17 protein-coding genes and 1 pseudogene are annotated in these 13885 nt (G+C 33.8%); 9 read left to right on the forward strand and 9 right to left on the reverse strand.

Features of this window, described 5'->3' with window-relative positions:
* Nucleotides 1–221 precede the first annotated feature (221 nt).
* Nucleotides 222–407, forward strand: a complete 186-nt coding sequence (locus NSS74_RS18570) for a YhzD family protein (RefSeq protein WP_000539550.1) — start codon at nucleotides 222–224, stop codon at nucleotides 405–407.
* Between the two features lie 26 nt (nucleotides 408–433).
* Here the strand turns inward: NSS74_RS18570 and NSS74_RS18575 are convergent, their stop codons facing one another.
* Complete coding sequence (locus tag NSS74_RS18575; RefSeq protein ID WP_002064091.1) at nucleotides 434–796, reverse strand: hypothetical protein; 363 nt, start codon at nucleotides 794–796, stop codon at nucleotides 434–436.
* A gap of 152 nt (nucleotides 797–948) precedes the next feature.
* Between NSS74_RS18575 and NSS74_RS18580 the strand changes: the two genes are divergently transcribed.
* A complete protein-coding gene (locus NSS74_RS18580) occupies nucleotides 949–1089 on the forward strand; it encodes a YflJ family protein (RefSeq protein ID WP_000273535.1) in 141 nt (46 codons plus the stop codon).
* Nucleotides 1090–1129: 40 nt separating this feature from the next.
* Here the strand turns inward: NSS74_RS18580 and NSS74_RS18585 are convergent, their stop codons facing one another.
* The 4 genes from NSS74_RS18585 to NSS74_RS18600 all read right to left on the reverse strand — a co-directional run bounded on the left by NSS74_RS18585 (nucleotide 1130) and on the right by NSS74_RS18600 (nucleotide 4118).
* Nucleotides 1130–1546, reverse strand: a complete 417-nt coding sequence (locus tag NSS74_RS18585) for a hypothetical protein (protein WP_002140696.1) — start codon at nucleotides 1544–1546, stop codon at nucleotides 1130–1132.
* 122 nt (nucleotides 1547–1668) lie between these two features.
* Complete coding sequence (locus NSS74_RS18590; protein ID WP_002140694.1) at nucleotides 1669–2103, reverse strand: hypothetical protein; 435 nt, start codon at nucleotides 2101–2103, stop codon at nucleotides 1669–1671.
* A 163-nt stretch (nucleotides 2104–2266) separates the two neighbouring features.
* The gene (locus NSS74_RS18595) at nucleotides 2267–2911 is read right to left on the reverse strand and encodes a response regulator (RefSeq protein ID WP_002125739.1); all 645 of its coding nucleotides are present in this window, start codon (nucleotides 2909–2911) and stop codon (nucleotides 2267–2269) included.
* The gene (locus NSS74_RS18600; RefSeq protein ID WP_002125734.1) at nucleotides 2901–4118 is read right to left on the reverse strand and encodes a sensor histidine kinase; all 1218 of its coding nucleotides are present in this window, start codon (nucleotides 4116–4118) and stop codon (nucleotides 2901–2903) included. Before NSS74_RS18600 ends, NSS74_RS18595 begins: the two co-directional genes overlap by 11 nt.
* A 94-nt stretch (nucleotides 4119–4212) precedes the next feature.
* Here NSS74_RS18600 and NSS74_RS18605 point away from each other — a divergent pair.
* The 5 genes and pseudogenes from NSS74_RS18605 (at nucleotide 4213) to NSS74_RS18625 (ending at nucleotide 8305) form a co-directional block, all read left to right on the forward strand.
* A pseudogene (locus NSS74_RS18605) lies at nucleotides 4213–4399 on the forward strand (hypothetical protein).
* A gap of 464 nt (nucleotides 4400–4863) precedes the next feature.
* A complete protein-coding gene (locus tag NSS74_RS18610; protein ID WP_012260483.1) occupies nucleotides 4864–5856 on the forward strand; it encodes a zinc-dependent alcohol dehydrogenase family protein in 993 nt (330 codons plus the stop codon).
* 146 nt (nucleotides 5857–6002) lie between these two features.
* Entirely contained in the window at nucleotides 6003–6683 is a 681-nt protein-coding gene (locus NSS74_RS18615) for a FadR/GntR family transcriptional regulator (protein ID WP_002140690.1), read from the forward strand.
* A gap of 70 nt (nucleotides 6684–6753) precedes the next feature.
* Complete coding sequence (locus NSS74_RS18620; RefSeq protein WP_002140689.1) at nucleotides 6754–7944, forward strand: MFS transporter; 1191 nt, start codon at nucleotides 6754–6756, stop codon at nucleotides 7942–7944.
* Between the two features lie 55 nt (nucleotides 7945–7999).
* Complete coding sequence (locus NSS74_RS18625) at nucleotides 8000–8305, forward strand: hypothetical protein (protein ID WP_002140688.1); 306 nt, start codon at nucleotides 8000–8002, stop codon at nucleotides 8303–8305.
* A gap of 565 nt (nucleotides 8306–8870) precedes the next feature.
* Here the strand turns inward: NSS74_RS18625 and NSS74_RS18630 are convergent.
* From NSS74_RS18630 to NSS74_RS18645, 4 genes are all read right to left on the reverse strand, one after another.
* Nucleotides 8871–9182: a YbjQ family protein gene (locus tag NSS74_RS18630; protein WP_000637510.1), complete on the reverse strand. Its 312-nt coding sequence runs from the start codon at nucleotides 9180–9182 to the stop codon at nucleotides 8871–8873.
* A gap of 136 nt (nucleotides 9183–9318) precedes the next feature.
* Nucleotides 9319–9522, reverse strand: a complete 204-nt coding sequence (locus tag NSS74_RS18635) for a DUF4028 family protein (RefSeq protein WP_012260481.1) — start codon at nucleotides 9520–9522, stop codon at nucleotides 9319–9321.
* 287 nt (nucleotides 9523–9809) lie between these two features.
* Nucleotides 9810–10340, reverse strand: a complete 531-nt coding sequence (locus tag NSS74_RS18640) for a general stress protein (protein ID WP_002011077.1) — start codon at nucleotides 10338–10340, stop codon at nucleotides 9810–9812.
* 36 nt (nucleotides 10341–10376) lie between these two features.
* Nucleotides 10377–10517: a hypothetical protein gene (locus tag NSS74_RS18645; protein WP_002011076.1), complete on the reverse strand. Its 141-nt coding sequence runs from the start codon at nucleotides 10515–10517 to the stop codon at nucleotides 10377–10379.
* A 221-nt stretch (nucleotides 10518–10738) separates the two neighbouring features.
* On the opposite strand from NSS74_RS18645, the gene NSS74_RS18650 reads away from it, so the two are divergent.
* Both NSS74_RS18650 and NSS74_RS18655 read left to right on the forward strand, forming a co-directional pair.
* Nucleotides 10739–10990, forward strand: a complete 252-nt coding sequence (locus NSS74_RS18650) for a hypothetical protein (RefSeq protein ID WP_002140683.1) — start codon at nucleotides 10739–10741, stop codon at nucleotides 10988–10990.
* Between the two features lie 204 nt (nucleotides 10991–11194).
* Entirely contained in the window at nucleotides 11195–13885 is a 2691-nt protein-coding gene (locus NSS74_RS18655) for a response regulator (RefSeq protein WP_002140681.1), read from the forward strand.

A 13885-nucleotide genomic window follows, 5' to 3' on the forward strand; every position in this document is an offset into this window, starting at 1 on the left:
CCCCGTATTAACGGGCAGTAGGCAAAGAAGCCAATCTGAAAGTAAACTGCCCATAAATACCCGATTGGTTCAACTAATAACTAGTGGGGATGAAAAGACTCCCCACTAGTTAAAGTTTCACTTTATTGTAACACGCAATGTCATATATTTCTTTGCATATTCTAGTGATTTATGCCAAAATAGTTATAAGATTCTGATTTTTATTATTGGAGGGAATTTTCATGGGAGTATACGTTCTAACAGTCTTTGAAAAAGATGGTTCAAAAGCATTAGACGAATCATTCGAGGCAGCAACTGAAAAAGAAGCGAAAGCAAAAGGTGAATCTATTTTACAAGAAAAAGGATTGCATGAAAAAACACATCGCTGCACATCTTCTGCAGGTAAGCTCGTTTTATTCCAGCGCTAAAAAAAGAAGCGTCATCCGCTTCTTTTTCACTCTACTATATCTTCGTCACACCACGTAAACACCACATCTAGAATGCGATTACCGATACGTACGCGTTTATTCCATTTACCTGTTTGGATCTGATGTTGCAATTCCGCTTTCATCTTTTCCGTCCAGTCGTGAATCGTGTCACTACGGTCGTACGGATATACGCCCGGAAACTCTTCCTGCAGAAGATGCAAGCTCTCTGCATCAAAATGAAAATGGAAGAAGTAGTTTGCTGTAAGCGATGGTTCTTGCAATCGTAAAAAATGATCATCAACTTGCTTTCTATTTCTATAGAAAGTAAAGATATTCACTTTACCGCTCGTAATTTGGTCAATTTGAATTTCGTGCTTCTCTATAATCACGTCTTGCCCACCTCGTTATATACTACCCTTAGTATATATGTCTTTTGCAACAAAGTTAACCATTTTCGCGCGAAATTCATTTCCTTCATTATATTACCCGTACCTCCAAGTACAATCAGGACAAATAAACAAAGTTGAAGGGGAGCGATCACATGTATTTCGGAAGCAAAGGTTGGTATGTAAAAGAACTTAAAAAATTAGGGATTCGTACTTACGAAGGTAAAAAACTAGAATCTTATCGTACACATATTTTATCTAGTTTACTTGAGAGAATGAAGAAAGCTTCGGCTTAATAGATGTAGGAAGCGACTACGGTTGCTTCCTTTTTATTTACTAAATAAAAAGGAAATCATCATACCTTAACTTTACCGTTATACTTCCTTGATAGAAACCGCCCATTATCAACTGAATCTCTATTACCGAATACTCTTCCAGATAATCATTTGTATATATTTTAAATTCTCCATACTTATTAACCGGTCCGCTTCCAACATACATATCGCCACTCGTTATGACAATTGTTGAATGAGGTTCTGCACGGCCCAATACACAATTATCACCATATTCCACAGAATCTATCGTTATTTTTTGATGCATATTATTAACTGAACCTATACAGTTCTTATTACACAAATTAACATCTCTTTCTTCAGCCCTCGATAGCGCTCGATTCCTACTAGTCTTTTCTGAAGAGAAAGCAACATTCCCCAGCCAACTAAACCTATCAAATGTAGTAATAGGTAGAAACATCTATGTTAACTCCCCCATTCTTCCAATACTTCCATCTCATTTTTTATCAACTACGGTCTTTTAATGAACTTACAGCAATACGTTTTATGTTGGGGTAAAAGAAAACAGCTTTGGTTTTCCATTCAATTTCGCACTGTTAATTTGTACAGAACACATAGAATACTGTTTTTCACCCCAGATGTAATGACAACACCACACAAAAGAAACCACGATCCATTAACTGTAAATCCATCTTCAAATATATTAATAATAATTATGTTACCAATTATTAAGAGAATCCATGAAATGAAATACTGTTTTCCATTTGTAATATATAAAATTTCATCCTCATAACAGACTGTAATTCCCCCACCTTGCCAAACACCAATAGCAAAAGAAAAAAGCGTAACTGCCAGTAGCTCTGCTTGTAAATCCCTAGTCATTTGTTGCGGCGCCGTATAAGTAATACTCCCTATCATCATGAGAAAAGTTATAATATCTATCCAGTTTATTTTTCTTTGTTTGCTTTGCAGCCAAATAAAGAAAATTAATACAGGAATTAAAAGCAAAGTTTCCATTTACTTATTCTTCTTCCTTTCCTACATTAGAAACGTCTATAATTGTAATGCAATTAGATTGTTCTTAAATCTTTCATACTTTCTGAAGCATAACATGAGAAAGAAATAAAAAAATCGTACAAAAGGGCAAGCCTATAATGTACGATTGGGCATATATAATGTTTTAAAAATGAATTAACTTCCTTTCAATAGATACAGCTACTGCTTCTGACCGTGAATTAACACCTAATTTATTGTATATATTTGTTAAATATGCTTTTACCGTTCGCTCAGCTATTCCCATATCAAATGCAATTTCTTTATTTTTATATCCGCGCGCAATAGCTTTCAGCACAAACAATTCTTTATCTGTTAAGTTATTTTCTGCAACCTTATCAGCATGTACTTCTTTCCTTTTATACTTCACTATCTTTTCCATAATATTTGGTTGTAGTAAAATCTCACCTCGAATAGCCGCTTCCAATGTTCGAAACAAATTCTCACGATCCGTATCTTTTAGCAAATATCCTTTTGCCCCTAACTCAATTCCCTTTAACATTAATTCATCTTCGTTATAAGTAGTTAATATAATAATCGGCGTATGATTTTGTTTTTTATTTAAAGCCTCAATTGTTTCTAAGCCACTCATTTTAGGCATATTTAAATCCATTAAAATGACATCAGGTTTCTTTTTTTCTATGAAAGAAAGAGCTTCTTCTCCGTTTGCAGCCTCACCTATAATTTGAAATGAATCACTCGTTTCTATTATTAATTTCAGACCTTCTCTCACAACGAAATGATCGTCTACAATTAATACGTTATGCTTCATGGCTATCTCCTTCTTTATTTATAGGCACTTGAATATACACTTTCGTACCCTTCATCTTTTCACTCAATATATGTATTTCTCCCTTAATCAATCGAACACGCTCATTTAAGCCAATTAAACCATAATGTCCAGGATTCTTACCGATATATCCAGTGTCAAAACCAATTCCATTATCTTCAACTTCAATAGTAAGCTTTTCAAGGTCATCGATATATTCAACTTTTAAATTTACATCTGTTGCCTGTGAATGTTTTGCGATATTCGTTAAACATTCACTAATTACATATAAACAGTGCTCCTTTACTAAGCTTGAAATATGCGGGGGGCTTTGAATAGTAAATCTCACATGTATAGAAGTAGCCTCAGAAAAACGTTGAACCTCTTCCTCTACTGCTTCATTAAATGAATTGGTAGTATGACGCAAATCATCAATAACCAACCTTGCATCATGTAAAGTTTGTCTCGCTCTTACCATAGTTTGTTTCATAATCTCTTGAGATCGTCCTGTATTCCCTTTTTGCATATGGGCATCTATTGCTTCCAATTGCATAATTAAGCTCGCTACACCTTGCGCTAACGTATCATGTAAATCTCTTGCCATTCGCTGTCTTTCATTAGCTAATGTCAATTCTTCTACTCTCATATATGCAGATTCTAACTCTTGAATGTAGCTCTGTATACGATTACGTGCATCAAATTGCTGCTTATTAATATAAGAAAAAGGAATAATAATTGCTAATACTAAAAGGAACATAGAAATAAGAATAGCTACTTTATTCACACCATAATTGATACTGATTGCAGTACAAAATATGGCATACATGAGAGTAAAAACTGCCATTACTTTAAATATATTGTTATAAACATATAGACTTTGGGCAATTAAAATAGGGGTTAATCCAACAAAAATAGCTATTGAACCATTTGGTACAATAAATGCAGCGAGAAACACAATGAAGAGTTGTACAAAAAAGAAGTACAATAATTGCCTATTCTTTAATGAACTCGCATACCAATGAAAAATAGTATGAATAACAATGACTATTGTAAAGAAGAAACTATCCATAGAGAAAATATTATTACGAAATTCTAAAAGCATTGAAGCTATATATACGAGGGTAATCCATAAAACAATAAACCTTCTTGGAATAAATACCGCTTCCAATACATTTGTATCCAAATCTATATTTGAATTTATTTTTTTCATATCCGACCTCCACCATTACATTATACTATACAAGATGCGACTTATATTTTGATAGGTTACTGATTCCTCTTTATCCTCATTGCCGAATACAAATATGAAATATTGCATATCGAAATGCATTGATGCATTTGTAAACGCTTACTATAATGATGATATAAAGATTCATTACATCTTACTATTAAAAAAAAGGAGGCAATCATATGGAAATCGCAATGGCAGTTTTAAAATTCGTAGGTGGAGTAATTCCATTGGTTCAAGAACTTTTAAAAGCATTCATGTAAGGTTATCATTCAGCAATTATCTATAAGAATTATCATGCAAATGATCTGTATATCAAAACAAATTGATACACAGATCATTTGTGTGAGTAAACTTTAAACGAGAGCTATGTATCCTAACAGAACAATAATGATACATCTATCTCAAGTCGGAAAAAGGCGCTCACAAGGGCGTCTTTTTATTATATTACTATGTATTCAGGAAATCGATTTTACAATCCATACAATGCTACATAATTCATGTATCTTTTTGAAATTTGCACAATAAAAATCCCCTCAAAGCATAAACTCCAAGGGTCGAGCCTATTTTTCATTAAATTTTTTAAACACAGCAATACCGTTTTCTACGATTTTATCAAATGTATAAACGAAGACTGTCTGTTCCTCTTTATTTAGTGCTAATGAAATAACCAACCAAACCAAAAATGCTATAATTAACCCACTCACACTAAGGGGGACCATTTATTTTGCGCGGAAAATACATTCAATTTCATGAGTTTGGCAATCCGAAAGATGTATTACAGGTTGAATATAAAAATATAGAACCGTTAAAAGATAATGAAGTTTTAGTTCGTATGCTAGTTAGACCGATTAATCCATCTGACTTAATTCCCGTAACCGGAGCATACGCACATAGAATCCCTTTACCTAACATACCTGGTTACGAAGGTGTTGGTATTGTAGAAGATGTAGGCGCGGGCGTTACTAGAGACCTTATCGGTAAACGTGTTTTACCGTTACGCGGGGAAGGTACTTGGCAAGAATATGTGAAGACATCAGCTGACTTTGTAGTCCCTATTCCTGATTCCATCGATGATTTTACAGCGGCACAAATGTATATTAATCCCCTTACGGCATGGGTTACATGTACAGAAACGTTAAACTTAAAACAGAATGATATTTTATTAGTAAATGCTTGCGGATCCGCTATTGGTCATCTTTTTGCTCAGTTATCACAAATTTTAAACTTCCGATTAATTGCAGTTACGAGAAATAATAAGCATACAGAAGAATTACTGCGCCTCGGTGCCGAATATGTAATAGATACTTCCACTGCCCCGCTTTATGAAACAGTTATGGAGTTAACAAACGGGCTTGGTGCAGATGCAGCGATTGATTCTATCGGGGGACCGGATGGAAATGAATTAGCTTTCTCCTTACGTCCAAATGGGCGCTTTTTAACGATCGGCCTTCTATCAGGAATACAAGTTAACTGGGCAGAGATTGTCACGAAAGCAAAGGTGCACGCGAATATATTTCATTTACGACATTGGAATAAAGAAGTATCACCATATAAATGGCAAGAAACGTTTCGTCACTTAATTCGCCTAGTGGAAAATGAGCAATTACGTTTCATGACAGTCCATTCTACATATGACTTAGCAGATGTAAAAAGTGCGGTTGGTGTCATTCAATCTGCTGAAAAAACAAAAGGGAAAGTGTTTTTGACGAGTTATTAAATGCTATTGAAAGATCTATTTTGATTGATTTTTTTATGTCTTATAAACCCTATTTTAGTATCCCCACTTCAACTACCTAAAAAATAACATTGTCAACAGAACTTAAATTGGTTATCATAAAAGCGAATATAACAGGAGATGAGCAGATGAATATGAACGAAAAGAAATCTTTTTCAAAAGTTTCTCGGCGGAAATTAGTCGATGAAGTGCTAGAACGTCTACAAGAGAAAATCTTTTCTGGCGAGTATGAAGTTGGTGATCGCCTCCCTACAGAGCCGCAGTTAATGGAAGAGTTAGGTGTAGGGCGTTCGACGCTGCGAGAAAGCATAAAGATATTAGTACATGCTGGCATATTAGAAGTTCGACAAGGACAAGGTACTCGTATTGTCTCACTAAATACAACACAAGATTCATTTGAAAAACGACTGCAAGCAGCTAATATAAATCATGTGTATGAAGCACGAAATATGCTTGATAAAGAAGTAGCGATGTTAGCGGCACAGCGCCGAAGCGACGAGGATCTTTTATACTTAAAAGGACATTTGAATAAAAGAAAACATGCCCTTCAAGAAGGTAATTATGTAGCATACATAGATGCAGACATTCAGTTTCATCTAGCAGTTGCAAAGGCGAGCAAAAACGAAGTTCTACTTGATTTGTATCAATCTTTCGTACCTGCCCTTCGCCACATTTTAAGTCAGTTCATATTAAATACAGAGAACTATGAAGATAACTCTGACATCCATGAAAAGTTATTCCAAGCTATTTTTAAACAAAATGCCGAAGAGGCACGAACATACGCCATTCAAAATTTGGAGCTGAAATAAGCTCCTTATCTATTACACACAAACATCAGATGATATACTGAATAACGTCTGATGTTTAAGAGAGGAGAAAATGAAATTGAAACATCAAGAACGAACTTATTTGTATATACTAGCACTATTTTTTGTTTCCATTAATTTACGTATCGGGATTACATCTGTTTCACCTTTATTAGAAACAATCCGACAAGACTTAAATATAAGCAATTTTTCCGTTAGTTTTTTAACAGCTATTCCTGTTTTTTGTATGGGGACATTCGCCTTACTGACTGGGAAGGTTATTAAAAAATATGGGGCAGAAAGAGCAATTATGACTTGTCTTATTCTAATTGGCTTCGCAACATGTATGAGGGCTTTTACCTCTTCCATTTCCACATTATTCGCGAGCTCTTTATTTATCGGTATTGGGATCGCACTTGCAGGTCCGTTACTATCAGGTTTTATTAAAGAAAAATTCCCTACGAAAATCGGCTTAATGATTGGCATATATTCAGTAGGTATGGGAACTGGGGCTTCTTTAAGTGCAGGATTAACGATTCCTTTACAACATGTATTAAAAGACGATTGGAATATGGCACTCGCTTTTTGGGGTGTACTTACTATTATCGCTATTATATTTTGGTATCCCGTTATGAAACGAAAAAAGAATACGAGTACACAAAATAAAAAGAATAATAGTTTACCTTTAAGAAATAAAAAAGCATGGTTGTTCACAATCTTTTTCGGGCTACAATCAGGAATCTTTTACTCCATTACAACTTGGCTTGCGCCCGCAAATCAAAATATGGGTGTCAGTAGCGAACAAGCTGGTACTCTCATAACTGTTTTTACAGTTGTTCAAATGATATGCAGCTTTTTAATTCCAACATTAGCGGATATTTATAAAAACCGAGCACTTTGGTTATTAGGGAGTATATGCTTTGTACTCGTAGGTTTATCGCTTATGATTTACCCACTAACTACACCATGGATCCCTTCTATTTTACTAGGTATCGGGCTCGGCGGCGTATTCCCACTCGCTCTCATGCTACCGCTATATGAAACAAAAACCTCAGAAGATGCGAGTGCATGGACTGCTATGATGCAGTCAGGAGGATATATTATGGGCGGATTCATTCCTGTCCTAGCAGGAATCGCTCGTGATTATTTTAATAGCTATACGCAAGTTTTTATTATAATGGCACTTTTAAGCTTCATTTTATTCCTATTAACTTTAGTCATGAATAAAAGGAAAAGAAATGCAGAAGATCTTGTCTCCGCTTAAATTTTAAATGTTAATATATGGTATAATTTAATTAAAAACGAAAGGAGCTTCTAACATGTGGTTCATTTCGGCAATCGCGCCTGTTGTAATAGTTGGTGGAATTGTAGTATTTGTAATTAAAAGATTGGAACATAAATATAAGAACGGAAAATTAGGTAAGAAAAAATCTCAAAAAGCTCAACTGTTATTAGATAGTTTAATACCTATGGGAATGCTTGTTGGCTGTATGATTGGTTTGATTTTCGGTATGTTTTTTCCGGATTCCTCACTACTTTCCATTAGTTTAGGATCTGGAATAGGCTATTTATTTGGTTATTTCGCCTATGAAATTTATAGCAAGACAGGTAATGAGTTTTCATAATCCAAAAGAAATAAGTGAGGACAGTACATAGTAGCCATATACAATATGTACTGTCCTTTATTTTTGCATCAACACTATCACCTTCCCTTCCCTTTCATATCCTATACACCTTTTGTATTGATTTCCCTCTCCTTATCTCAAATAACAATTTTATTATTTATCATAAAGTTAACACTCTCGTTAAACATATATAAAGATTGTTGTATTTCTTACTTTTCTCCTTGAAAACAATATATACTACATTTGAAATAAGCGGGTACGTCTGCTTCTTATCTAAATTCCCGTGCAATACCCCCTCACGAAATGCTAGGAGAAATCCTAGCATTTTTTACAATAACGTTTGACGAAAAAGTTTTGGCACTTTAAACATATGTAAATTATAGTTTCTTTTCAACTTTATCACTTAAACCGTTATATCATTTGAGTGAGCTAGTACATTCGCCCTCATCTTATTTTTTCCACTTATAAAAATCCGTCCACTCTTCTTCATTTTAACTTTAATCATGAAACAAAAAAATCCCCTCAAAGCATAAGCTTCAAGGGGTGAGCCTGTATTTTTACTTACTTATATACGTACAGCTGTACCACTTACAGCAACCATTAACATTCCATCACGAACAACTTCATAATCTACGTCAATACCAACGATAGCGTTCGCACCTTTTTGTTTTGCAAGTTCTTTCATTTCATCCATTGCGATATCACGAGCTTCTTTTAGCTTGCTTTCGTAAGAACCAGCACGACCACCGACAACATCACGAACGGAAGCGAATAAGTCGCGGACAATATTTGCACCCATAATAGCTTCACCATTTACAATATCGATATACTCAATAATTTCTTTACCTTGAATTCCAGACGTTGTTGTTACAATCATGACTGACACTCTCCTAATAAGTTGTAGTTTGAATAAGCTTTCTTATGTCTTTATTATGACATGGAAAAAGTATCTAATCTATTGAATTACCTTACAAGAGTGTGACAATTTTGTAAGAATGAAACGCCTATTATTTTTAATAAAGCGCCTTTACATTCGGATACATAAACGATTCTCTATTTTCTTTCCAATCCTTTTCTACTTCTTTAAAAGTTGGTCGCCCTACTTCTTCCTTGTTTTTCTGTTTACTAAACCATTTCTTCACATACTTCTCTCCATTTTTATTTTGAACCGTACAAAGGAAACTATTACTACTATCCTTTACTATTTTTACAATCACGAAAAGACACCTCTTCCCTTTTCAATAAAGTGAAACTTTAATCAGCCCTCACCAATCGGGCTTTTACGGGCAGCCCGACCCCCACCTAACTTCTTTGCTTTCACTGAATTTTGAGATGGGGGTCTTACTGCCCACAAATAGCGGGATAACAGAATAGAACTTGATCTTTTACTATAAGCCCTTCCTCTCTTATAGTCATACGACTCCTCGGCCGCGCCAAAGTTGTAAGATCAAAAAACGATATTCACTATGTTTACATTTTTCATCATTGATATGTGAAGTACATATTATTTAAAGAAATCAGAGTTATAAGCATTATGCTTATCAAATATTTTATAGATTTCTAACTTATCATCTAATTTTGCATCTACTAAAATTAATATATTTCCATCGTAAATGTATTCTTCATATTTCTTAGCATGTTCTTCGGGAATTCCTAATCCGATAAATGCTCCTATTAAACTTCCAGCTCCTCCGCCAATACCGGCTCCTCCAATAGCTGCTGCGATAGGTCCCGCTGCTACGATTGGACCCATTCCAGAAACGGCAAGTATACCAAGACCTGTTAATAAACCACCGAGTCCGCCTGCTACTCCTCCTGCCACAAGCCCTGTCGCTGAAAAGATATCCGCTTTATGTGCCGTTTCACTATTCACTTTTTCACCCGATTTTTCTTCCAGATGTTCAATTTCCTTTTGATCCTTCGCAATAGCTGAAATGTTACCCGCCGAGTATCCTTTATCTTTTAATTCATTAATAACGAATGCCGCATCATCAATTGTTCTAAAAATACCTACTATTTTTCTATCTACATCCATAACTATTAACCTCCTAAAGTTTTATATAATGTATCTTTATCTTTCTTCATTTCTGTATACACTAACCTTCTTATTAACATAACCATTTACGAAAAAAGCGAATAGTAAAAGCATTACAAGCGAACTACTTAACAAGTAAATTAAATCAAATGTAATATCAATCATCATTTCATTCATGTATACCAGACTCCTTTTTATTTAAAGTAAAAGTATATTTTTATAGACTAGAAATCTTACAATTCATCTTCAGTCAATCTCTTTGTAGTATATGTATACCCTTCGTAACCCTTTCTAAACCTAAAAAACTATAATTATTTTTTTCTTATTTATATGTTTAACATTTTTTAAAACGGGTATGTTTATATTGTTATGCTTACTATACAGAAAGGAATATTTCGATGAATGCAATCCAATCTACTACTATTCTTTATAATGAAACACCTACAATAAAGCAGATTCATCATTTTTATGCTTTAATGACAACATTTCAAACTAATTTATTTATAAGTAAACACGGAACACTTACTTCTATTAAAAGCTTAAGCACATTAATATCCTTTTTCCTTACTGTAAAAAAGAGAGAGCTTGTATTATTTATCTTTGAAGGAATAGATGCAAAAAAAGCTTTAAGCACACTCTTTCCTTCTTAAAAGTTTTATTATCCCCCGATTCCCTCGATTGTTACTTTTCATATATGTTTATATTTCAAAATGATTTCCTCTATTCAAAACGAGACCCCCTTATACAATAGGGGGATTTCTAGTTTGGCCTTATGAAAACTGATATAATATATATTACGTTTTTCATTCTTTTCAATAGAAAACTTTTAATAACCTTGAAGGTAGGAATTTTTAATGAAATCGAAAGCAAAATTTAGTATTCGCTACAAAATTATGGCTGGTTATTTAGTTATGATTTTGTTCTTACTTATTTCTTTCATTATGTTAAACAATGAGATTTCCAATTTACAAAAATCTCGTAATTTTATTATTGATCACGATTTTAAAGTTCTTAATTTAACGAATCAAGTGGAGAAAGAATTGCTAACAATTGAAAATAAAGCGAAAGGATTTATTACTTCTAATAACGCAAATTACGTGCAATCCCTGAACACTGCGGAAAAGGATTACGAAAAACATTATCAAGATCTTTTGGCTCTATTAGAGGATAACCCCTCTCAGCAAGAAAAATTAAAGCAGATTAACGAAAATATTAATAGTTGGATTAATAAAGAGATTCATCCATTCATTACAAATCATAATAGTAATAACATACAAGCAATCGACACGACTCAAATTCAGTCATTACAATCGCAGCTAACTAACTTCCGTGGTGTAGAGGAGCAACTAACGAAAAAAAGAGCTGCACAATTAGATACTGAAAATAATAAATTAGAGATTTGGTTATACAGTTTATTGTTCTTACTTTCTTGTATTTCTATTATCATTTCACTCTATATTTCGAATTCCATTACAAAAACGATTAAAAACGTAATTCAAGCTATTAAATCCATTTCTTCTAAAGAAAAAATTACTGAAAGAATTCATGTAAACACGCGGGATGAAATAAAAGAGCTTGCTCATACAACGAACCACCTACTAGACGAAATATCTAAAAGAGAGTGGTTACAAACCGAGCTTGCAGAATTAATTTTAATGTATCAAGGTATACCTTCTATTGAGATGTTAGGTAAAAAAATTCTTAGTGGAGTTATACAAAAAACGCAAACCTCTTGCGGTGCATTCTATGTACGTGAAGAAATTGAAGAAACTGTCTACTATGTGAAGAAAGCTTCTTTCGCTGATCAAGGTGCTGATATTGGAAAACAATCCATTAAAATGGGTGAAGGTTTAATTGGGCAATGTGCTTTAGAAAAACAAAGCTTTATTCTTCGAGAAATACCAGAAGAATTTCGTTATGTCACTAGCGGCTTATTAGAAATACGCCCTCAAAACCTACTAGTCGTCCCTATCTTATTTGAAGATGAAGTGATCGCAATAATGGAGTTAGTAAGTGTAACTGAGATTTCAGACTTACATCAAGATTTAATTCAACAAACCGTTGATAACCTAGGTCTAACCATCCATAGTATTATGGGACGTATGCGAATTCAAACTCTTTTACATGAATCACAAGCAATGACAGAAGAGTTGCAAGTTCAATCAGAAGAATTGCAAACGCAAGCTGAAGAACTACAAATGCAAGCCGAAGAATTAAGAACAACGAATGAACAACTAGAGTCTAGAACTGAAGAGGCCGAGCAAAAGACAGCTGACTTACAAATTACTAAATCAGAATTAGAAGAAAAAGCAAGTGAAATATTACGTAGCTCAAAATACAAATCAGAATTCCTAGCAAATATGTCACATGAATTACGCACACCATTAAATAGTATTTTACTATTATCTGAAATGTTAAGAGAAAATCATGATAATCATTTATCCGATGATGAAATTGAATTAGCAACCGTCATTCATTCATCAGGGAAAGATTTACTTACTTTAATTAATGACATACTAGATTTATCTAAAGTAGAAGCTGGGAAACTAGATGTTATTTTTGAAGCAACGAACATAAGTGACATGGCAGCAAATATGCATCAAAACTTTTTACATATAGCTGCACAAAAAAATGTCGAATTTACTATTGAAGACAGTGATATTATTCCTAATTTGTTTTATACAGATGCAAAACGGATTGAGCAAATTATTAAAAACTTATTATCCAATGCATTTAAATTCACGGAAAAAGGATCCGTCTCTTTACATTTCGATCCGATAGAAACAACCAATTTGAGTAATGAAATGCAGTCTATAAGTAATGATTGGATTACAATTTCAGTAAAAGATACTGGTATTGGTATCGCTACAGAACAGCATCAACTTATTTTTGAAGCTTTTCAACAGGCAGATGGAGCAACGATTCGGAAATATGGTGGTACAGGCTTAGGATTATCTATCTGTAAAGAGTTTGCTAGATTATTAGGCGGTTGGATTACGTTAGAGAGTAATGTAGGAGAAGGCAGTACTTTCACAGTATATATTCCTAACCTTCCAAATGGGTTAAATGATATACAGTTATCCAATTTAGAAGTCGCAGCAACGATAGAAGATGTTATTCCTGCTGAAGTTATTGAGGAAACTATCGTGACGCCAGAAACAAATAACGTCTTCCAAGAGAAAACTATTTTAATTGTCGATGATGATCATCGAAATATATTTGCATTACAAAACGCATTAGAAAAACAACATGCCAACATTATTACTGCACAAAACGGCATAGAGTGTTTAGAAATACTAAAAAACAATACAAATATTGACCTTATTTTAATGGATATTATGATGCCGAATATGGACGGTTATGAAACGATGGAACATATCCGAATGAATTTAGGGTTACATGAAATACCTATTATCGCATTAACTGCTAAAGCAATGCCAAATGATAAAGAAAAATGTTTATCTGCTGGCGCTTCAGATTATATAAGTAAACCATTAAATTTACATCAACTCTATTCGGTAATGAGTGTATGGTTAATAAAATAA

Origin of the sequence: Bacillus sp. FSL E2-8868 (assembly GCF_038005505.1) — a bacterium.
Classification (GTDB): Bacteria; Bacillota; Bacilli; order Bacillales; family Bacillaceae_G; genus Bacillus_A; species Bacillus_A mycoides.